18 protein-coding genes are annotated in these 21,103 nt (G+C 53.8%); 6 read left to right on the top strand and 12 right to left on the bottom strand.

Annotated elements, in window-relative coordinates:
- Window positions 1–56: 56 nt before the first annotated feature.
- Both fdhF and yjcO read left to right on the top strand, forming a co-directional pair.
- Complete coding sequence (gene fdhF, locus WC5_RS16595; RefSeq protein ID WP_077629246.1) at window positions 57–2,204, top strand: formate dehydrogenase subunit alpha; 2,148 nt, start codon at window positions 57–59, stop codon at window positions 2,202–2,204.
- Window positions 2,205–2,297: 93 nt separating this feature from the next.
- Complete coding sequence (gene yjcO / locus WC5_RS16590) at window positions 2,298–2,987, top strand: Sel1 family TPR-like repeat protein YjcO (RefSeq protein WP_000719891.1); 690 nt, start codon at window positions 2,298–2,300, stop codon at window positions 2,985–2,987.
- A gap of 81 nt (window positions 2,988–3,068) precedes the next feature.
- On the opposite strand, the gene gltP is transcribed toward yjcO, so the two are convergent.
- The 8 genes from gltP to nrfA all read right to left on the bottom strand — a co-directional run bounded on the left by gltP (window position 3,069) and on the right by nrfA (window position 11,100).
- Window positions 3,069–4,382, bottom strand: a complete 1,314-nt coding sequence (gltP, locus tag WC5_RS16585) for a glutamate/aspartate:proton symporter GltP (RefSeq protein ID WP_000789604.1) — start codon at window positions 4,380–4,382, stop codon at window positions 3,069–3,071.
- Between the two features lie 341 nt (window positions 4,383–4,723).
- Entirely contained in the window at window positions 4,724–5,320 is a 597-nt protein-coding gene (gene nrfG, locus WC5_RS16580) for a heme lyase NrfEFG subunit NrfG (RefSeq protein WP_000743076.1), read from the bottom strand.
- A complete protein-coding gene (gene nrfF / locus WC5_RS16575; protein WP_001032530.1) occupies window positions 5,317–5,700 on the bottom strand; it encodes a heme lyase NrfEFG subunit NrfF in 384 nt (127 codons plus the stop codon). The genes nrfG and nrfF overlap by 4 nt, the downstream gene beginning before the upstream one ends.
- Complete coding sequence (locus tag WC5_RS16570) at window positions 5,693–7,411, bottom strand: heme lyase CcmF/NrfE family subunit (RefSeq protein ID WP_071987575.1); 1,719 nt, start codon at window positions 7,409–7,411, stop codon at window positions 5,693–5,695. Before WC5_RS16570 ends, nrfF begins: the two co-directional genes overlap by 8 nt.
- 19 nt (window positions 7,412–7,430) lie before the next feature.
- Window positions 7,431–8,387 carry a cytochrome c nitrite reductase subunit NrfD gene (nrfD, locus tag WC5_RS16565; protein ID WP_000189601.1) on the bottom strand — a complete coding sequence of 319 codons (957 nt, stop codon included), beginning with the start codon at window positions 8,385–8,387 and terminating at the stop codon, window positions 7,431–7,433.
- A complete protein-coding gene (nrfC, locus tag WC5_RS16560; RefSeq protein ID WP_000220281.1) occupies window positions 8,384–9,055 on the bottom strand; it encodes a cytochrome c nitrite reductase Fe-S protein in 672 nt (223 codons plus the stop codon). The genes nrfD and nrfC overlap by 4 nt, the downstream gene beginning before the upstream one ends.
- Window positions 9,052–9,618, bottom strand: a complete 567-nt coding sequence (nrfB, locus tag WC5_RS16555; protein ID WP_010350662.1) for a cytochrome c nitrite reductase pentaheme subunit — start codon at window positions 9,616–9,618, stop codon at window positions 9,052–9,054. The genes nrfC and nrfB overlap by 4 nt, the downstream gene beginning before the upstream one ends.
- Before the next feature lie 45 nt (window positions 9,619–9,663).
- Entirely contained in the window at window positions 9,664–11,100 is a 1,437-nt protein-coding gene (gene nrfA, locus WC5_RS16550) for an ammonia-forming nitrite reductase cytochrome c552 subunit (protein WP_000196876.1), read from the bottom strand.
- Between the two features lie 393 nt (window positions 11,101–11,493).
- On the opposite strand from nrfA, the gene acs reads away from it, so the two are divergent.
- The 3 genes from acs (at window position 11,494) to actP (ending at window position 15,588) form a co-directional block, all read left to right on the top strand.
- Entirely contained in the window at window positions 11,494–13,452 is a 1,959-nt protein-coding gene (gene acs / locus WC5_RS16545; protein ID WP_000078189.1) for an acetate--CoA ligase, read from the top strand.
- Between the two features lie 175 nt (window positions 13,453–13,627).
- A complete protein-coding gene (locus WC5_RS16540) occupies window positions 13,628–13,942 on the top strand; it encodes a DUF485 domain-containing protein (RefSeq protein WP_001296646.1) in 315 nt (104 codons plus the stop codon).
- Window positions 13,939–15,588, top strand: a complete 1,650-nt coding sequence (actP, locus tag WC5_RS16535; protein WP_000832546.1) for a cation/acetate symporter ActP — start codon at window positions 13,939–13,941, stop codon at window positions 15,586–15,588. The genes WC5_RS16540 and actP overlap by 4 nt, the downstream gene beginning before the upstream one ends.
- A 38-nt stretch (window positions 15,589–15,626) precedes the next feature.
- Here the strand turns inward: actP and WC5_RS16530 are convergent, their stop codons facing one another.
- Window positions 15,627–16,316 carry an LrgB family protein gene (locus tag WC5_RS16530; RefSeq protein WP_000181101.1) on the bottom strand — a complete coding sequence of 230 codons (690 nt, stop codon included), beginning with the start codon at window positions 16,314–16,316 and terminating at the stop codon, window positions 15,627–15,629.
- Window positions 16,309–16,719: a CidA/LrgA family protein gene (locus tag WC5_RS16525; protein WP_000109438.1), complete on the bottom strand. Its 411-nt coding sequence runs from the start codon at window positions 16,717–16,719 to the stop codon at window positions 16,309–16,311. Before WC5_RS16525 ends, WC5_RS16530 begins: the two co-directional genes overlap by 8 nt.
- A gap of 103 nt (window positions 16,720–16,822) precedes the next feature.
- On the opposite strand from WC5_RS16525, the gene WC5_RS16520 reads away from it, so the two are divergent.
- Window positions 16,823–17,707: a LysR family transcriptional regulator gene (locus WC5_RS16520; RefSeq protein ID WP_000354951.1), complete on the top strand. Its 885-nt coding sequence runs from the start codon at window positions 16,823–16,825 to the stop codon at window positions 17,705–17,707.
- A gap of 35 nt (window positions 17,708–17,742) precedes the next feature.
- Here the strand turns inward: WC5_RS16520 and WC5_RS16515 are convergent, their stop codons facing one another.
- Window positions 17,743–19,392: a Na+/H+ antiporter gene (locus WC5_RS16515; RefSeq protein ID WP_000402211.1), complete on the bottom strand. Its 1,650-nt coding sequence runs from the start codon at window positions 19,390–19,392 to the stop codon at window positions 17,743–17,745.
- Window positions 19,393–19,542: 150 nt separating this feature from the next.
- A complete protein-coding gene (gene ghxP / locus WC5_RS16510; protein ID WP_000106865.1) occupies window positions 19,543–20,892 on the bottom strand; it encodes a guanine/hypoxanthine transporter GhxP in 1,350 nt (449 codons plus the stop codon).
- Between the last annotated feature and the right edge of the window lie 211 nt (window positions 20,893–21,103).

Genomic DNA, 21,103 nt, shown 5'->3' on the forward strand with positions numbered 1-21,103 from the left:
ATGCATACTGTAGTCGAGAGCGCGTATGCGTGATTTGATTAACTGGAGCGAGACCGATGAAAAAAGTCGTCACGGTTTGCCCATATTGCGCATCAGGTTGCAAAATCAACCTGGTCGTCGATAACGGCAAAATCGTCCGGGCGGAGGCAGCGCAGGGGAAAACCAACCAGGGTACTCTGTGTCTGAAGGGTTATTATGGCTGGGATTTCATTAACGATACCCAGATCCTGACCCCGCGCCTGAAAACCCCCATGATCCGTCGCCAGCGTGGCGGCAAACTCGAACCTGTTTCCTGGGATGAGGCACTGAATTACGTTGCCGAGCGCCTGAGCGCCATCAAAGAGAAGTACGGTCCGGATGCCATCCAGACGACCGGCTCCTCGCGTGGTACGGGTAACGAAACCAACTATGTAATGCAAAAATTTGCGCGCGCCGTTATTGGTACTAATAACGTTGACTGCTGCGCTCGCGTCTGACACGGCCCATCGGTTGCAGGTCTGCACCAATCGGTCGGTAACGGCGCAATGAGCAATGCCATTAACGAAATTGATAATACCGATTTAGTGTTCGTTTTCGGGTACAACCCGGCAGATTCCCACCCGATCGTGGCGAATCATGTGATTAACGCTAAACGTAACGGGGCGAAAATTATCGTCTGCGATCCGCGTAAAATTGAAACCGCGCGCATTGCTGACATGCACATCGCACTGAAAAACGGCTCGAACATCGCGCTGTTAAATGCGATGGGCCATGTCATTATTGAAGAAAATCTGTACGACAAAGCGTTCGTCGCTTCTCGCACAGAAGGCTTTGAAGAGTATCGTAAAATCGTTGAAGGCTACACGCCGGAGTCGGTTGAAGATATCACCGGCGTCAGCGCCAGTGAGATTCGTCAGGCGGCGCGGATGTATGCCCAGGCCGAAAGCGCATCCATTCTGTGGGGCATGGGTGTTACCCAGTTCTATCAGGGCGTGGAAACCGTACGTTCTCTGACCAGCCTCGCAATGCTGACCGGTAACCTCGGTAAGCCACATGCGGGCGTTAACCCGGTTCGTGGTCAGAACAACGTGCAGGGTGCCTGCGATATGGGCGCGCTGCCAGATACGTACCCAGGCTACCAGTACGTGAAAGATCCGGCTAACCGCGAGAAATTCGCCAAAGCCTGGGGCGTGGAAAGCCTGCCTGCTCATACCGGCTATCGCATCAGCGAGCTGCCGCACCGTGCGGCACATGGCGAAGTCCGTGCGGCGTACATTATGGGCGAAGATCCGCTGCAAACTGATGCGGAACTGTCGGCAGTACGTAAAGCCTTTGAAGATCTGGAACTGGTCATCGTCCAGGATATCTTTATGACCAAAACCGCGTCGGCGGCGGATGTTATTTTACCGTCAACCTCGTGGGGCGAGCATGAAGGTGTCTACACTGCGGCTGACCGTGGCTTCCAGCGTTTCTTCAAGGCGGTTGAACCGAAGTGGGATCTGAAAACGGACTGGCAAATCATCAGTGAAATCGCCACCCGTATGGGTTATCCGATGCACTACAACAACACCCAGGAGATCTGGGATGAGTTGCGTCATCTGTGCCCGGATTTCTACGGTGCGACTTACGAGAAAATGGGCGAACTGGGCTTCATTCAGTGGCCTTGCCGCGATACATCAGATGCCGATCAGGGGACTTCTTACCTGTTTAAAGAGAAGTTTGATACCCCGAACGGTCTGGCGCAGTTCTTCACCTGCGACTGGGTTGCGCCAATCGACAAGCTCACCGACGAGTACCCAATGGTACTGTCAACGGTGCGTGAAGTCGGTCACTACTCTTGTCGTTCGATGACCGGTAACTGTGCGGCGCTGGCGGCGCTGGCTGATGAACCTGGCTACGCGCAAATCAATACCGAAGACGCCAAACGTCTGGGTATTGAAGACGAGGCATTGGTTTGGGTGCACTCGCGTAAAGGCAAAATTATCACCCGCGCGCAGGTCAGCGATCGTCCGAACAAAGGGGCGATTTACATGACCTACCAGTGGTGGATTGGTGCCTGTAACGAGCTGGTTACCGAAAACTTAAGCCCGATTACGAAAACGCCGGAGTACAAATACTGCGCCGTGCGCGTCGAGCCGATCGCCGATCAGCGCGCCGCCGAGCAGTACGTGATTGACGAGTACAACAAGTTGAAAACTCGCCTGCGCGAAGCGGCGCTGGCGTAAATCAGTCCCTCTTACAGCCTCCTTTCGGAGGCTGTTTTTTTATCGATTCGAACTCTCTATACTGACTATTCCCTACCCAATCGTATTATCAAAATGAAAAAAATTATCGCATTGATGTTGTTTTTGACATTCTTTGCCCACGCAAACGACTCCGAACCCGGCAGCCAGTATGTAAAGGCAGCAGAGGCCGGAGATAAACGCGCACAATATTTTCTTGCCGATAGCTGGTTTAGCTCCGGCGATTTGAGCAAAGCCGAATATTGGGCACAGAAAGCCGCTGACAGCGGTGATGCCGATGCCTGCGCGCTGTTAGCGCAGATCAAAATCACCAATCCGGTCAGTCTGGACTATCCACAAGCAAAAGTTCTTGCCGAGAAAGCGGCACAGGCGGGCAGTAAAGAAGGTGAAGTGACGCTGGCGCATATTCTGGTTAATAGCCAGGCGGGTAAACCAGATTATCCGAAGGCGATTTCGCTGTTAGAAAACGCCTCGGAAGATTTAGAGAATGATACTGCCGTTGATGCCCAGATGCTGCTTGGCTTGATTTACGCCAACGGCGTGGGCATTACCGCTGACGATGACAAAGCAACCTGGTATTTCAAACGCAGCTCCGCGATTTCCCGTACCGGTTATTCCGAGTACTGGGCGGGGATGATGTTCTTAAACGGTGAAGAGGGTTTTATCGAGAAGAACAAGCAAAAGGCGCTGCATTGGTTGAACCTGAGCTGTATGGAAGGGTTTGATACCGGGTGTGAAGAGTTTGAGAAATTAACCAACGGTTAAGCCAGGCCTGATAAGACGCGTTAAGCGTCGCATCAGGCATCACACATTGCCGGGTGGATATAACCCTCCGGCAATCTTCAATTATTGATCCGCAGTCTTATCAAATTTGCCCAGCATTTCACGTTCATAGGCCATCGCCTTTTTGCGGTCAAATTTGTGTTCCCACTTGGCAATCACCAGCACCGCCAGCGCATTACCCACCACGTTCAGCGCGGTACGCGCCATGTCGAGGATACGGTCAACACCGGCAATAAACGCCAGGCCTTCCAGCGGAATACCCACGCTCCCCAGCGTTGCCAGCAGCACCACAAACGACACGCCCGGCACGCCTGCAATCCCTTTCGAGGTCACCATCAGCGTCAGCACCAGAATGATTTCCTGCCAGATGGAAAGGTCAATTCCATACAACTGCGCGATAAAGATAGCGGCAATACTTTGATACAGCGTCGAACCATCGAGGTTAAAGGAGTAACCGGTCGGCACCACGAAGCTGGTGATCGACGCCGGTGCACCGTAGGCTTCCATCTTCTCAATAATTCGCGGCAGCACGCTTTCAGAGCTGGCAGTGGAGTACGCCAGAATCAGCTCATCTTTCAGAATGCGAATCAGGATCCAGACGCTCAACCCGCACAGACGCGCCACAATTCCCAGCACCACCAGCGCGAAGAACAAAATAGCGAAATGCACCAGCAGCACCAGCTTCGCCAGCGGCCACAGGGAAGAGAAACCGAAGTTAGCCACCGTCACCGCAATCAACGCGAACACCCCAATCGGCGCGTAACGCATCACCATGTGAGTCACTTTAAACATGGTTTCAGAGATGGAGCGGAACACAGTCACCAGCGGTTCACGATGCGTCGCTGGCAGGGAGGAAAGCCCCAGACCAAACAGCACCGAGAAGAAGATAATCGGCAGCATTTCACCTTTCGCCATCGACGCCACAATGTTCGTCGGCACCAGCGACAAAATCGTGCCCATAATGCCGTGGGAACTGCTTTGTACCGCTTCCGTAGTGCTCTGATATTTCGAGATATCAACGGTCGCCAGCTGCGACATATCCACCCCGGCACCGGGCTGGAAGACGTTTGCCAGAGTGATCCCCAGAATGATGGCGACGGTGGTGATCACTTCAAAGTAGATAATGGTTTTCGCGCCGATACGCCCGAGCTGTTTAGCATCACCAACACCTGCAATCCCAACCACCAACGTGGAGATAACAATCGGCACAACAATCATTTTGATCAGGTGGATGAAGATATCACCCGCCGGAGAGAGCAAATTGACGACCAGCCATTCGCGACTGTCGCTATGGTAGTGCAGGTAGCTTCCCAGGAGAATGCCCAGCACCATAGCAAACAGAATCTGCCAGGCCAGGCTGAATTTTATATTTTTCATATGAATGACTTCCTCAATGGAGCGCCGTTCCCCGCTCAGAAACGCGAGAACGTGACATACTGCCAGGGCATGAATTGTGTTGCGTTGGTTTGTAGATTTTTTTAACGCTTATGATCAGTATCATTTGCGCGGTATGTTGCGCAACCCTTTAACAACAGAGCTTTTCGCTGCATTAATGCATAATAACGCGAGTTTATGACAGGTTATATGAATAACCATTTGTTATAGAAAGATTTTTATTTGTTTAATCTGCAATAATACTGATTGGTGATTATTTTTGTCATGTGTTCATTCGATTATTTTTTACGCAGCTCAATAACATAATCTGCAATATCGAATGATTAGTCCGATCGCCGTTGAAGGAGTTTTGCCATATTAATCGACTCAACCAACTGTGTCCGGTTGACCCTGGGTGAATTGAGATCCATCACTTTTTGCCATAGTTCGATGGCTCGCGCGTAATTCGCCTGCATAAACGCATCGGAAGCCAGCAGCATCAGGGCGGTGATTTCGTTTTCGTCCAGCGCGAGAGCTTTGTCGATCATCGCGCGAGTCTGGGCGGTCATATGCTGGCTGGCCTGGTAATAAAGCACCGTCGCCAGCGCCGCGTACAGTTCTGCATTTTCACCACGCAGCCGTAGCGCCTGACGGTACGCCAGCAGCGAATTACTGTAATCGTTTTGCCACAGGTAATACTCGCCCAGCAACGCCCATTGTTCGCTGCTTTGCGGGTTGGCGCGGATTTTATCCTGCAATGCCAGAAGCTGTGTCTCTGGTGTTTGCTGGCTGGCAAACTGATGCAACGGATCGCGCTGACGCTGATACTCCGCATGTACCGCCTGCCATTTTGGGGTTAACAGATAACTACCAATACAGACAAATACCATCAAAATCGTGAGTGTTACCAACATTTTTACCGGCATTTTAGGCTTTTTCATCGCTTCACCCTCACCCGCCAGAGGATCAGCACCATCAGCAGTAACAGCACCACTGGCAGCGCCCAAAGGAGCAGAGTCTGACCGGTCAGCGGTGGGTTATAGCGAACAAAATCACCGTAGCGTTCGGTCATCCAGCCAATGATTTCAGCTTCGCTTTTCCCCTCCGCCACCATGCTGTAAACCTGATGACGCATACTGACTGCCACCGGCGCATTAGATTCCAGTAAGTTCTGATTCTGGCACTGCGGACAGCGTAACTGACTGGCAATACTTAACGCCTGTTCCTGTTGTTGCGGATTGGCGAATTGCCAGGTGTCTACGACCTGAGCGTGCACAAAACAGGCGAACAGCAGCAGCAAAGTGAGAAGCCCTTTATTCATCGCGCTTCCTCCCCCGCCATCCGCTTAATAACGCGCCCGCAATCATCAACAATCCTCCCCCCCAAATCCAGCGCACACCGCTTTGTACATACAAACGAAATGCATAGCGATCCGACCCGGTTTTTTCTCCCATGACCGCATACCAGTCATGGATGCCGTTCCAGCGAATTGACGGCTCCATCATTTGCTGGCGACGAGCTTCATAAAAACGCCGCTCCGGCGTTAATTCACCAATACGTTGCTGATGGTCAAACAGCGCCACTATCGCTTTTTCGCTGGTGTAATTGCCTTTGGCTTGTAGATCGAGGCGTTCAAAACGGAAGGTGTATCCTGCCAGCGTCACCTGCTGACCCGGCTGTAAATTCAGGCTGATCTCCTGACGGCTAACGCTGGAAACCACAATCCCGGCGGCAAACAACAGCACGCCCGCATGTGCCAGCTGCGCCGGAAGCTGCGCGCGTTTGCCAGAGACAAGCGTCGCCAGCACAATCACCACCAGCATCAACAGGCCAAATGGTAACGTCGCGCGATTAAAATACGGTGCGCCAACGGAGAGTCGCCCCCAGCCCAGCAGGCCGTAAATCATCGGATAAAGCGTTCCCACCAGCACGATCAGTAGCACCGCGCAAAACAGCAGCAGCGTTGCGAGGATTAACATTTCTCGCGATAACCCCGAAAAACGCCCCGCCGGGTCACCGTCCCGCGCTCGCCAGCCATACAGCACCAGAGACGCAAGGCTAATCAGCGCAAACAGGCTGAATAGCGGCACCGCGCGGACGTTATCCAGCGCGAACGCATGAACCGAAACCAGAATGCCAGAACGGACAATCAACGTGCCCAGCAAGGACAACATCAGGGTAACTATCGCCAGCAGCAGCGACCAGTGGCGGAAAATCCCCCGCTGGCGTGTCAGGGACAAACTGTGCAGCAGCGCAGTGGCAGAAAGCCAGGGTAATAAAGAGGCGTTTTCCACCGGATCCCAGAACCACCAGCCACCCCAGCCCAGTTCGCAATAGGCCCACCAGGAACCGAGGATGATCCCCGCCGTTAATGCGCTCCAGCCAGGTAGTGCCCAGCGCCAGCAAATTCGGGCGCTGGCCGCATCAAGCTCGCCGCGCAGTAAACTCGCCAGCGCCACGCTCGCCGCCACCATCAAACCGCCATAGCCGAGATAAAGCAGCGGTGGATGAAAGATAAGGCCGGGATGTTGCAGCATCGGATTGAGATCGCGACCTTCAATTGCTGGCGGAAATATCCGTACAAAGGGATCGGACCACAGCACCACAAACAGCAACAGTGCGGCGAGCATGAGAGATAAAACGGCTAACGTCAGCGGAAATAACGGATCGGTTTGCTGCCGATAATGCCAGGCAAACAGCGCGCTCCAGGCGGAAAGTAACAACACCCAAAGTAGCAACGAACCTTCATGACCGCCCCACACCGCCGCCAGTTTGAGTTCCCACGACAGCAGGCTGTAGCTATGTTGGGCGACATAAATGACCGAGAAATCGCTGATGAGAAAACAATATGTCAGCACGCCAAAGGCGAGCAGCAGGAGCACGAACTGCGCCAGAATGCCGATGCAAGTGAGTCGCATCATGGCAGGCCAGCGCAACCGCACTCCCGCGAAGGTCGTCAACGGGGTCAACACATTGACCCCAAGACTTAACAACAACGCCAGAAAACCGACTTCAGGAAGGAATACGTCCAGAAACCACCTCTTTTCTGGTTTACGCCACCGTCAACTGTCCGGCGTAGAGAATGAAAAAGCGCAGCATCAATACACCGACCAGGCTGGCTCCACACGCCGCCAGCACGGCAGGAATGCCGGTACTGCGATTCACCCACGGTTTGAGCAGCATTGGCACAATCAGCCCCAGCCCGGCAACACCAAGCCAGAACCACCACGTCCAGAAACCGCCGCCCAACGCCGCCACCAGCGCACGCACTTTACCGTCATCGCCCAGCGCCAGACCGACGAAAAACGCCACCAGCAGGAAGATTTCACCCCATACCACGGGAATTTCCATACGGTGAACAAAGTGCGCTTCCGTAGAATGCGGATTACTGCGCTGGCGTATCGCCATGGCGATCAGCGCCACCGCCGCACCGGACGAGATACCGGAGAACAGGAACAGCACCGGCAGGATCGGGTTATTGAGGAACGGATACGATTTCAGCGCCGACAGCAGAAAGCCGGTATAAACCCCCAACAACACCGCCAGCACCAGCATCAGCGTTTCCAGTCCGCGATGAACGGGCGTCAGCAGGTTCAGAACCTTTTGCACGATCCCCAGCTTCGGCAACCAGCGTTGTTGCAGGGCAAGCAAATCGTGTTCAAAGATTTTCGCCAGCCACAGCACCAGCACCACCATGTAGAGCTGAAACAGCATTACCCCCATCGACATCACCGAGGTAAAACTGTAGTGGAACATCAGCTTCCAGAAGGTCCACGGCCTCGTCAGGTGGAAGACAAGGATCAACAGACCGAGGATCACCGCGCCAGGCCCGACAATCAGCGTGGTTCGCAGCAACGTACTGTCTGCGCCGCCCGCCTGCGGGTAGAAGCGACGCAGCAACACCGCCAGCGTCACCAGCCCGGCAGAAATCCCCACCAAAAACAGATAGATGGCAATCGGCCAGTCCCACACCAGCGATTCAAAATGAAATGCGGAAGCCTGCGTCATTGGCTCACCTCCCCGTATTTAAACGGTACGCGGTACAGCTTCGGTTTGGTTCCCAGCGCCAGCTTGTAGCGGTAAGTGGGCTTCTGGCGCAGCAGTTGCGAAATCTCACTGTTGGGATCGTCCAGATTGCCAAACGTCAGCGCCTTCGTCGGACAAGCCTCGACGCACGCGGGCAGCTTACCGGCCTGCAAATTGGTCTTACGGCAGAAATCACATTTGTCCGCCGTCTTCGTGACCGGATGGATAAAGCGCACGCGGTACGGACAGGCGGCGATGCAGTACTGACAACCGACGCAGAGATCCGGGTTAACATCGACAATCCCGCTGGCGGCATCGCGAAAAGAGGCACCGGTCGGGCAGACGTCAACGCACGGCGCATGGTCGCAGTGCTGGCAAGATTTACGGAAGAAGCGATATTTCACATCAGGAAATTCGCCCTGCGGCTCGCTACGAATAATCGTCAGGCGCGAGACGCCTTCCGGCACCTTGTTCACTTCCCGACAAGCATCCATACAGGCGGTACAGCCGATACATAACGACTCGTCATGCACCATGCCGTAACGCACCCCATTGATATTCAATGTTTTCGCCACCACGCGTCCTGCGGTGCCGCTGACGGCTGCCAGCACGCCGACGCCGGTGAGAAACTGGCGACGAGACCAGGTCATGGCTGCTCCTTAAGCAACGGAACAGACGCCGGGTTAAAGTTCGGATTGGTGCGCTGATCGCTGTGGCAATCGACGCAAATCTTAATCCGTCCTTTGTCACTTAACGTCTGCATCGTATCTTGCTGTGGATGCAGGGAATGGCAGCTGGCGCACGCCACTTTGGTTACGTGGACATCGTGCGGCCAGAACGCTTTTTGCAACTGTTCCGGCAGATGGCAGGACATACAGACGCTGTTCTGCTCTCCAACCTTGTACATCGGCTCGTTAAAGCGCATCACATCTTTCACCCCTTCACGGTGTTGCGGTGACGGCTGGCCGTGACAGTTGGTGCAGGTGACCGGCAGTTTATTATTTGGGTTGATAACGGAAGCATGTTTGCCATGCATACCTTCGGTGTCTGGCTTATGACAGTCCAGACAGGCGGCATCCGGGTTACGCTGCTGGGTAACTTCGTAGCGATCTTCAGATGCCTGCGCCGCAGGGGTAGCGGTAATTCCGTTCAGGCTCCACAACAGGCCCGACGCCAGCACCCCGGCAGTTAATAACGAACGTAATACGCTCATATTCACTCCATTGTGTTTTCCGCCCCTTGCGAGGCGGAACGGGGGTTATTGGCTTAACAGACCGTTTTTACGTGCCTGCTCTTCCCACTGCGGGATCACCGTTTTGATGAAGTCCTGCTTCTCGGCCTTGATTTGCTCCATGTTCAGGCCAATTGCCTGCTGGGCTTTCTCTTTGGTCGAGATATCCGGGATCTGGATTTCATGGGTGATGCCTTTGGTCGCCAGCAAACGCGCCAGTTTGGTACGCGCATCCGCCGCTTTATCCATCGCAGTGCCAAGCATCCGCAGACCTTCTTCCGGCGCGTGCATATGGATGCCGTGGGAAGCGATCGCCAGATCCCAACGCCACTGAGCATGACGGATATCGTCCTGAATCGGCTTCATTTCAGCCTCCGTCGCGCCTGCATCCAGCGCCGCTTTCGCTTCGAAGTGGGCGTGAACCAGTTGATCTTCGGCCTTGATTTTCAGGTCGTTAATCGACTGTTTACGCTCCGCGACCACTTTTTGCAGCGTGGCTTTGTCCTGGGTATGGCAGTTCGCACAGGTCTGGGCAAAGTTATCAAACGGATTGCCAATTTTATGGTCGGTGTAAAGTTTGCCTTCGGCGTTCTGCACTTTCGGCATGTGACAGTCGATACAGGTCACGTTATTTTTGCCGTGAATGCCCGCACTCCAGGTTTCATATTCCGGGTGCTGCGCTTTCAGCATTGGCGTTTTGGACAGGGAGTTAGTCCAGTCAGAGAAGGCAATTTTGTCGTAATACTGCTCCATGTTTTCGACTTTCATGCCGTTATCCCACGGGAATTTAACGGCCTTATCTTTACCGTCAAAGTAATACTCCACGTGGCATTGACCGCAGACCATTGACTGCTGGTCGAAGCGTCCGCCTTTCTCAAAAGGTTTACCAATCGCTTCCATCGCACGAGCCGCATACGGACGTGAAAGGGTTAACTCCGGTTTGCCTTTGGCGAACTCTGGCGAAGCAGTGTTATGGCAGTCAGCACAACCCAAGTTGTTGACGATTTCCGGGCCGCCGCGCGCCCATTTACCGTGGAAGTAGCCATCTTCGCCGTCTTTCTGGATCAGACGCGCCACATCCGGGCTTTTACAACTCCAGCAGGCCATTGGCATCGTGCCATCTTCGGCATTTTTCGGCGCACCGGTACGCAAAGTTTCACGCACATCGGTCACAGCAAAGGCATGTCCGCGCGGCTTGTTGTAATCGCGTGAGAAGGGATATCCCGCCCACAGGATCACCAGACGTGGATCTTCCGCCAGTGCGTCAACACGCTCTGATTGTTCCGAGGTGGCTTTCCAGGAGAGATATTGATCGGGGTGCTGCGGGGCAAAGGTTTCATTCTTCGCTTCCACAGTTACAGGTTTCGCGGGAGCGGCCGTTTGTTCAGCGTGAACAGAAGTGAAAAAGAAAAAAGGAATCAATAAGCTGAAGATACGGCGTGCGTTTATTTTTATCCTTGTCATAGGGGCTTCATCCAAATTTTGCCATTGAGGAAATGGCAGTTTTTATTGTTTTTTCATAACAGTAACCGCACATACACTGTTATGACATTGCTCGCCCCTATGTGTAACAAATAACCACACTCAGAATGTTGTCTTTAATCAATTGTAAGTGCATGTAAAATACCACTTTAGAGTTAGCCAGTATCTTCCTCGTTTTCAACAGCATGCATAACTGCATGTTCCTCAAAGAATTAATCAACTTTTGTTGGTGACCTTCAAAAATTACCCTGCCGTTTATTTGCACAATTCTACTTTTGCGTGATCTGTCGCCCAAATACTAAACAAAACTGCCAATACCCCTACATTTAACGCTTGTGCCACATATTATTAACATCCTACAAGGAGAACAAAAGCATGAGTCAAATTCACAAGCACACCATTCCTGCCAACATCGCAGACCATTGCCTGATAAACCCTCAGCAGTACGAGGCGATGTATCAACAATCTATTAACGCACCAGATACCTTCTGGGGCGAACAGGGAAAAATTCTCGACTGGATCAAACCCTACCAGAAGGTGAAAAACACCTCCTTTGCCCCCGGTAATGTGTCAATTAAATGGTACGAGGACGGCACGCTGAATCTGGCGGCAAACTGCCTCGACCGCCATCTACAAGAAAACGGCGATCGTACCGCCATCATCTGGGAAGGCGATGACGCCAGCCAGAGCAAACATATCAGCTATAAAGAGCTGCACCGCGACGTCTGCCGCTTCGCTAATACTCTGCTCGAGCTGGGCATTAAAAAAGGTGATGTGGTGGCGATTTATATGCCAATGGTGCCAGAAGCCGCAGTCGCGATGCTGGCCTGCGCCCGCATTGGTGCGGTGCATTCGGTGATATTCGGCGGCTTCTCGCCGGAAGCCGTTGCCGGACGCATTATTGATTCTAACTCACGGTTGGTGATCACTTCCGACGAAGGTGTACGCGCCGGGCGCAGCATTCCGCTGAAGAAAAACGTCGATGACGCGCTGAAAAATCCGAACGTCACCAGCGTAGAGCATGTGGTGGTACTGAAGCGTACTGGCGGGAAAATTGACTGGCAGGAAGGGCGCGACCTGTGGTGGCACGACCTGGTTGAGCAAGCGAGCAATCAGCACCAGGCGGAAGAGATGAACGCCGAAGATCCGTTGTTTATTCTCTACACCTCCGGTTCTACCGGTAAGCCGAAAGGCGTGCTGCACACTACCGGCGGTTATCTGGTGTACGCGGCGCTGACCTTTAAATATGTTTTTGATTATCATCCGGGCGATATCTACTGGTGCACCGCCGATGTGGGCTGGGTTACCGGACACAGTTACTTGCTGTACGGCCCGCTGGCCTGTGGGGCGACCACGCTGATGTTTGAAGGCGTACCGAACTGGCCGACGCCTGCCCGTATGGCGCAGGTGGTAGATAAGCATCAGGTCAATATTCTCTATACCGCGCCAACAGCCATTCGCGCACTGATGGCGGAAGGCGATAAAGCGATTGAAGGCACCGACCGTTCGTCACTGCGCATTCTCGGCTCCGTGGGAGAGCCAATCAACCCGGAAGCGTGGGAGTGGTACTGGAAGAAGATCGGCAACGAGAAATGCCCGGTGGTCGACACCTGGTGGCAGACCGAAACTGGCGGTTTCATGATCACGCCACTGCCAGGCGCTACCGAGCTGAAAGCCGGTTCGGCAACGCGTCCGTTCTTCGGCGTGCAACCGGCGCTGGTCGATAACGAAGGTAACCCGCTGGAAGGCGCTACCGAAGGCAGTCTGGTGATCACCGACTCCTGGCCGGGTCAGGCGCGTACGCTGTTTGGCGATCACGAACGTTTTGAACAGACCTACTTCTCCACCTTCAAAAATATGTATTTCAGCGGCGACGGCGCGCGTCGTGATGAAGATGGCTATTACTGGATCACCGGGCGCGTGGACGACGTGCTGAACGTCTCTGGTCACCGTCTGGGAACGGCAGAGATTGAGTCGGCGCTGGTAGCGCATCCGAAGATTGCCGAAGCCGCTGTCGTCGGTATTCCGCACAATATTAAAGGTCAGGCGATTTACGCCTACGTCACGCTTAATCACGGGGAGGAACCGTCACCAGAACTGTACGCAGAAGTCCGCAATTGGGTGCGTAAAGAGATTGGCCCGCTGGCAACGCCAGACGTGCTGCACTGGACCGACTCCCTGCCTAAAACCCGCTCCGGCAAAATTATGCGCCGTATTCTGCGCAAAATTGCGGCGGGCGATACCAGCAACCTGGGCGATACCTCGACGCTTGCCGATCCTGGCGTAGTCGAGAAGCTGCTTGAAGAGAAGCAGGCTATCGCAATGCCATCGTGACCCACAATTGCCGGATGCGGCGTAAACGCCTTATCCGGCCTACATTTGGCAACGGCTGTAGGCCTGATAAGACGCAACAGCGGCGCATCAGGCGATGGGTTACCTGAGCGTTAACCTTCTCCCATAAGGGAGCGGGAATTAAAACAATCCCTACATTACCTCTGGAGAATCTGTGATGAATGGCACTATTTATCAGCGGATAGAAGACAATGCGCATTTCAGGGAGTTAGTCGAAAAACGGCAACGGTTTGCCACCATCCTGTCGATTATTATGCTGGCAGTTTATATCGGCTTTATTTTACTGATCGCCTTCGCGCCCGGCTGGCTGGGCACTCCGCTGAACCCGAACACCAGCGTCACACGCGGGATTCCAGTCGGTGTTGGAGTGATTGTGATCTCCTTTGTTCTCACTGGTATCTACATCTGGCGGGCGAACGGCGAATTTGACCGTCTTAATAATGAAGTCCTGCATGAGGTACAAGCATCATGAAAAGAGTTCTGACGGCGCTTGCCGCCACACTCCCTTTCGCAGCTAACGCGGCGGATGCTATTAGCGGGGCCGTAGAGCGCCAGCCAACGAACTGGCAGGCGATTATTATGTTCCTGATTTTCGTCGTGTTTACGCTCGGTATTACCTACTGGGCGTCAAAACGCGTACGTTCTCGTAATGACTACTACACCGCAGGCGGCAATATCACCGGTTTCCAGAACGGGCTGGCGATTGCGGGTGACTATATGTCTGCCGCCTCATTTTTGGGGATATCCGCACTGGTGTTTACTTCCGGCTATGACGGCTTAATTTACTCGCTGGGCTTCCTGGTGGGCTGGCCGATCATTCTGTTCCTGATTGCCGAACGTCTGCGTAATCTCGGTCGCTATACCTTTGCCGATGTGGCCTCGTACCGTCTGAAGCAGGGACCAATTCGTATTCTTTCGGCCTGTGGTTCTCTGGTGGTCGTGGCACTTTACCTTATCGCCCAGATGGTAGGCGCAGGTAAACTGATCGAACTGCTGTTTGGCCTTAACTATCACATTGCGGTGGTTCTGGTCGGCGTACTGATGATGATGTACGTCCTGTTCGGCGGAATGCTGGCGACCACCTGGGTACAGATTATCAAAGCCGTACTGTTGCTGTTCGGTGCCAGCTTTATGGCCTTTATGGTGATGAAACACGTCGGCTTTAGCTTCAACAATCTGTTCAGCGAAGCGATGGCGGTACACCCGAAAGGTGTCGACATCATGAAGCCTGGCGGACTGGTGAAAGATCCGATCTCCGCGCTGTCGCTGGGGCTGGGACTGATGTTTGGTACGGCTGGCTTGCCGCATATTCTGATGCGTTTCTTTACGGTCAGCGATGCCCGTGAAGCGCGTAAGAGCGTGTTCTACGCCACCGGATTTATGGGTTACTTCTATATCCTGACCTTTATTATCGGTTTTGGCGCGATCATGCTGGTCGGTGCGAATCCGGCCTATAAAGACGCGGCAGGGGCGCTGATTGGCGGTAACAACATGGCGGCGGTTCACCTGGCCAATGCGGTAGGCGGTAACCTGTTCCTCGGCTTTATTTCAGCGGTTGCTTTCGCCACCATCCTCGCGGTGGTTGCGGGTCTGACGCTGGCAGGTGCATCGGCGGTTTCACATGACCTGTACGCCAACGTCTTCAAAAAAGGCGCGACCGAACGTGAAGAGCTGCGGGTATCGAAAATCACCGTGCTAATTTTGGGCGTGATTGCCATTATCCTCGGCGTCCTGTTTGAGAATCAGAACATCGCCTTCATGGTGGGTCTGGCGTTTGCCATCGCGGCGAGCTGTAACTTCCCAATCATTCTGCTTTCTATGTACTGGTCGAAACTGACCACGCGTGGTGCGATGCTGGGCGGCTGGTTAGGATTGATTACTGCGGTGGTACTGATGATCCTCGGCCCGACTATTTGGGTACAGATCCTCGGTCACGAAAAAGCCATCTTCCCGTATGAATACCCGGCGCTGTTCTCGATCACCGTGGCATTCCTCGGCATCTGGTTCTTCTCGGCAACCGATAACTCAGCGGAAGGGGCGCGTGAGCGTGAACTGTTCCGTGCGCAATTTATCCGTTCCCAGACCGGCTTTGGCGTTGAGCAAGGCCGCGCGCATTAACCTCTACCCTTCCCCGGTCGCCTGATCGGGGAATTTCTTCAGAACATCATCCAGGCCACCAGCGGCGACACCAGTACCATCAATACGCCAGAAAGCATCATGACCAGACTGGCAACCACTCCCTCTTGTTGACCCAGTTCATACGATCGCGCAGTCCCGGCGCCATGAGACGCCGCGCCAAATCCAGCACCTTTCGCCATCCCTTCGCGAATAGATAGACGTAAAAACAGCACGTCGCCAATCGCCATACCAAATACGCCGGTGACCACCACAAACAGCGCCACCAGATCGGGCTGTCCGCCGAGCGACTGGCTCGCTGCCAGAGCAAATGGCGTAGTGACCGAACGCACCGCCAGGCTCCGCTGGATCTCATCCGGCAGGGTAAATAATCGCGCCAGCCACACCGAGCTGGTCACTGCCACCACCGTTGCCGTCAGTACGCCCGCCGTCAGCGACATCCAGTGACGTTTAATGATCGCCCGATTGTCATATACCGGCACCGCAAAGGCGATGGTTGCCGGGCCTAATAGCCATAGTAGCCAGTGCGCTTCGCCAATATAGTTTTGCCAGGAAATATTGCCAAAAACCAGCAGCATAACCAGTAGCGCAGGCGTCAGCACCAGAGGCATCAACGGCAGTTTACGAAAGCGGCGATAAAGGCGTTTGTTAAGAAAATAGATAACCAGCGTAATCGCCAGGCAGAGCATACTTAGCTGAAAATTAGTCACGGTTTAACCTGCGCATTTCATAGCGATAGACTTTTTCCACTACCCAGGCGGTCGTGCCCAGAACCATCACCGTGCTCAACGCGATCACCGCAAAAATACGCCAGCCATCCACCAGTAATAGTTGTGCATAGTTCACCACCGCCACTACGGCAGGGACAAAAAACAGCAGCATTTCGGCCAGTAACCAGCGCGCCCCGGCACGTACCCATTGCAGAGGAATAATGCGGCAAACAATCAGCGCCAGCATCAGGATCATCCCCACCAGATTGGCGGGTAGCGGCAAATGCAGCCAGGAGACGAGATATTGCGCAAAAATAAATAAACCTGCATACAGCACAACCTGCACAAATACCTGCATAGATTGCACAACGGCAGGGGTAATGCGGCGAAGCGCCACGGACATGAGGGGATATCCTGAAAATAAAACAGAACGCTAAGTATAGAGAGCCTCATGCCGCTACTGAAATGAATTAAAATCATTGCAGGTATAGTCAAAGGGAATAGTTATGGATATCAGAACGCTGCGTTATTTTGTCGAAGTCGTGCGCCAGCAGAGCTTCACCCGCGCAGCGGAGAAGCTGTTTGTGACCCAGCCCACCATCAGCAAAATGCTGAAGAATCTCGAAGATGAGCTGAACTGTATATTGTTGATCCGCGATGGCCGTCGGCTGCTTCTCACTGATACTGGTCGCGTCGTGTTTGAGCGTGCACTGGCAATTCTTGCTGAGTTTCGGCAACTAGAGGCCGAGCTGGATGATATAAACCAACTCAATAAAGGCATATTGCGGCTGGGAATTCCGCCAATGGTTGGCATGTTAATGGCTGGACCTGTGGGGCTGTTCCGCCAGCGTTACCCCGGCGTGGAACTGAAGATTTCGGAGTTTGGTGGTCTGACGGTACAACAAGCGGTAATGAACGGCGAACTGGATATGGCACTGACCGCCCTGCCAGTAGAAGAAAGTGGCCTGACAACATTATCGCTGTTTAGTCATCCGCTTTGTGTGCTGGCGCCACGTTCAGGTAAATGGCTTGAGCGTGATGCCGTCTCACCAGAGACACTGGCGGAACATCCTCTACTTATCTATAACGAAGATTTTGCCTTAAGTAAGCAATTAATGGCGTTATTCGATGAACATGGCGTTAAGCCGAGGATTGCGGTTCGCAGCGGGCAATGGGATTTTCTCGCCGCGATGGTTCAGGCCGGTGTCGGAATAGCCATTTTGCCGGAACCCATTTGCCAGCGATTAGATAAAAACACCTTAAAATGGCTGCCGCTGGAAAGCGAACTACGCTGGAAATTAGGCATGATTTGGCGTGAGGGCGTTTACCTTTCCCACTGTGCCCAGGCGTGGCTGACCTGTTGTGAAGGATACTGGTTAACCCCAGAGTAAGGCAGGTTGGCGGACTCACCCGCCAACCATGCAGATTATTGATTTTCCTCAATCAACAACGCTTCCAGCAAATCGAGATCGTGCAGTAATTTTTGCAGCGTTTCGTTGCTGATCTCCCGCGTGGCGCGCAGGTGGTAGAGTTCAGCGCGTTCAGAACGCAGCGCCGCCAGACGGAAGCGACGCTCCAGGTTCTCTTCCTGAACTGAACTTTCGACGTCGTTGCGACCATCGGCGCGACGGCGCAGATTACCAATGACGCGAGAGCTGACTTCAGTGAGCAACTGGTTGTCGATATTCTCTTCGGTGTCCGCCGCCAGACGCTCCTCCATTTTCTGGATCGCCACAATCGCCACTTCAGCGGTTGCCGCACGCGCAATTCGCTCCTCTTTCAACTGTTGAGAGTGGTCCGCGACTTCAATGTGTTGCAGCAGAACAGGCAGCATCACTACGCCGACAAACAGCGAAAAGAGAATGACGCCAGCCGCCAGGAACACCAGCTCATAACGCGCCGGGAAGACATTTCCATCCGGCAACAGCAGAGGGATAGAGAGCACACCAGCAAGAGTGATTGCCCCGCGCACCCCAGCGAAAGACGCGATCAGAATTTCTCGTGTAGTCCACGAACCAAACTCCATCGGCTTCTTCTTCAGGAAACGGTTGCTGAACTTTTTCATCGTCCACAGCCAGCCAAAACGTACCAGCATTAGCGCCGCATAAATCAAGATGATGTCGGTAAACAGCATCCAGATTTCGACGTTAGGGTCAATTTCCGCCGCAACCAGCGACGTTTCCAGAATCCCTGGCAGTTGCAGGCCCAGCAGCAAGAACACCATGCCGTTAAAAACAAATTCCAGCATCGCCCAGGTGCTGTTCGCGCGCAATCGCATCGCCAGCGGCGCACGGCGCATCACGCCGGAACGGGTGATGGTCATCCCGGCGGCAACTGCTGCGAGGATGCCGGAAACGCCAATATGTTCGGCAATCAGATAAGAGGCAAACGGCAGCAGGAACAGCAATACGATCTGCGTCGCGGGTTCATCGCCGCCCCAGCGACTGAGGAAACGCAACGAGCGACCATACAGCCAGCTCACCACGAAGCCCGCCAGAATGCCGCCAATGGCCACTTTCATAAATTCGACCGTCGCACCGCCGACGGTGAAGATCATAGTCCCCATCGCAACTGCTACAGCAAACTTCAGCGACACCAGGCCGGAGGCGTCATTCATCAACGCTTCGCCCTGCAAAATGCCCATGATTTTTTTCGGAATGCGCCCTTCGCCAACAATCCCGGAGAGCGCCACGGCATCGGTCGGAGAGAGCACCGCCGCCAGCGCAAAGGCGGGTATCAGCGGGATACCCGGCACCACCCAGTAAATAAGGAAGCCAATGCCGACCACAGTGACCACCACCAGCGCCAGCGCGAGGCCGAATATTTCCCGACCATGTTCGAGAAATTCGCGGGTTGGTGTTTTCCAGCCATCAGCAAATAGCAACGGTGGGATAAACAAGACTAAAAAGAGTTCAGGATCAAACTCCACATGCAAACCAAACGTCGGCCACGCCAGTAGCGCACCGATGGCGATTTGCATAAGCGGAAGCGGGATCTGAAAGGGCATGACACGAGTGACCACCCCGGACAGCGAGACCACGAGGGTCATTATCAGTATGGTGAAGAAGATTTCCATGCGTTCCCTGTTTGCAATGTTTTTTATGATTTGAGAAAGGCGTTATGCCCGGACTCTCAGTTTTTCAGAATATCGCAAAAGCTCACACAATGTACGGAGAAAAATAAAAACGGGCAGCTATTGCCACCCGTTTTCAGAATCTTATTAAGCTTAGATGGCCCAGCCTCCGGCATAGAAGGTGACCAGCGCCACGGCGATAACGACCGTACCGATGTTCAGCTTACGCCATTCGCCAGAAACCAGACGACCAATCACCAGGGTCGCGAAGCCGATCATGATGCCAGTTACGATATTACAGGTCAGCACGATGAATACTGCCGTTACCAGACCCGCCATTGCATCGACGAAATCAGCAAAGTCGATTTTCGCCACGTTGCTCAACATCAACAGGCCAACGTACATCAGCGCCGGAGCTGTTGCGTAACCCGGAACGAGGTAAGAGAGCGGAGAGAGGAACAGAATCAGCAGGAACAGCACGCCAACCGTGATTGCCGTCAGACCTGTTTTACCGCCCGCCGCTGTACCCGCCGCAGACTCAATGTATACCGCAGCCGGAGCCGCACCGACCAGGCCAGAGAAAACACTGCTCAGGGAGTCGGTGGTCAGAGCTTTGCCGCCGTCGATAATCTGCCCGTCTTTATCCAGCAGGTTCGCCTGACCGGCTACCGCACGGATGGTTCCGGTGGCATCGAAAACAGCAGTCATCACCAACGCCAGTACGCTCGGCAGTACCACAGGGTTCAGCGCCCCCATAATATCCAGGCTACCAATTAGCGAATTACCGTTTTCATCGCTCAATGAAGGCATGGCGAAAACGCCAGAGAAGTGGACGTTAGGATCAAAGAGCAGACCCACAATCGAGATGCCGATAATGGTTAACAGGATACCGCCTGGTACTTTCAGTTTTTCCAGGCCGATAATCACCGCCAGACCTACCAGCGACATAATCACCGGGAAGGTCGCGAAATCACCCAGCGCCACAGGCAGACCATCGAGCGGGTTTTTAATCACCAGACCGACACCATTAGCGGCAATCAGCAGCAAGAACAGGCCGATACCAATCCCCGTGCCGTGCGCCACGCCGTGCGGTAAGTTGCGCAAAATCCAGCTACGGATACCCGTGGCAGATATTACCGTAAACAGCACACCCATCAGGAACACGGCACCCAGCGCGACAGGTACGCTAATATGTTGCCCCAGCACCAGGCTGAATGCGGTAAACGCCGTCAGAGAGATGGCGCAGCCGATAGCCAACGGCAGATTGGCCCATAACCCCATCGCGATAGAGCCAATCCCGGCAACCAGACAAGTCGCAACAAAAACTGCCGCTGGCGGGAAGCCCGCTTTACCCAACATACCTGGAACGACGATAACCGAGTAGACCATCGCCAGAAACGTTGTTAACCCGGCAACCACTTCCTGACGGACAGTGCTTCCACGTTGTGAAATTTTAAACCAGGCGTCGAGTGAACCGCCGGTACGCGCTGATGGCGTAGACATAAGAAAACATCCCCTGAGAGTTTATTTTTCGTCAAGATGCGTGGCGGACAATCCCCTGCCAGCGAAACGTTATCTTCCTGCTTCAGGTTTGCGACAATCTGGGGCGTCGCAAAAAAGCAAACGTTTAGCTCCGCGCATACAAAACGGGTGGTAAAAAAAAGCAAACGATTATCCGGCGATCATAGCGGCTTTTTCAACCGAAGTTTGCTGC

Source organism: Escherichia sp. KTE114, from assembly GCF_000407765.1.
Taxonomy (GTDB): Bacteria; Pseudomonadota; Gammaproteobacteria; order Enterobacterales; family Enterobacteriaceae; genus Escherichia; species Escherichia ruysiae.

Coding starts and splice junctions, on each gene's coding strand:
- yjcO (WP_000719891.1), top strand. CDS start 2,298: ATGAAAAAAATTATCGCATTGATGTTGTTTTTGACATTCTTTGCCCAC.
- gltP (WP_000789604.1), bottom strand. CDS start 4,382: ATGAAAAATATAAAATTCAGCCTGGCCTGGCAGATTCTGTTTGCTATG.
- nrfG (WP_000743076.1), bottom strand. CDS start 5,320: ATGAAAAAGCCTAAAATGCCGGTAAAAATGTTGGTAACACTCACGATT.
- nrfF (WP_001032530.1), bottom strand. CDS start 5,700: ATGAATAAAGGGCTTCTCACTTTGCTGCTGCTGTTCGCCTGTTTTGTG.
- nrfD (WP_000189601.1), bottom strand. CDS start 8,387: ATGACGCAGGCTTCCGCATTTCATTTTGAATCGCTGGTGTGGGACTGG.
- nrfC (WP_000220281.1), bottom strand. CDS start 9,055: ATGACCTGGTCTCGTCGCCAGTTTCTCACCGGCGTCGGCGTGCTGGCA.
- nrfB (WP_010350662.1), bottom strand. CDS start 9,618: ATGAGCGTATTACGTTCGTTATTAACTGCCGGGGTGCTGGCGTCGGGC.
- nrfA (WP_000196876.1), bottom strand. CDS start 11,100: ATGACAAGGATAAAAATAAACGCACGCCGTATCTTCAGCTTATTGATT.
- acs (WP_000078189.1), top strand. CDS start 11,494: ATGAGTCAAATTCACAAGCACACCATTCCTGCCAACATCGCAGACCAT.
- WC5_RS16540 (WP_001296646.1), top strand. CDS start 13,628: ATGAATGGCACTATTTATCAGCGGATAGAAGACAATGCGCATTTCAGG.
- actP (WP_000832546.1), top strand. CDS start 13,939: ATGAAAAGAGTTCTGACGGCGCTTGCCGCCACACTCCCTTTCGCAGCT.
- WC5_RS16525 (WP_000109438.1), bottom strand. CDS start 16,719: ATGTCCGTGGCGCTTCGCCGCATTACCCCTGCCGTTGTGCAATCTATG.
- WC5_RS16520 (WP_000354951.1), top strand. CDS start 16,823: ATGGATATCAGAACGCTGCGTTATTTTGTCGAAGTCGTGCGCCAGCAG.
- WC5_RS16515 (WP_000402211.1), bottom strand. CDS start 19,392: ATGGAAATCTTCTTCACCATACTGATAATGACCCTCGTGGTCTCGCTG.
- ghxP (WP_000106865.1), bottom strand. CDS start 20,892: ATGTCTACGCCATCAGCGCGTACCGGCGGTTCACTCGACGCCTGGTTT.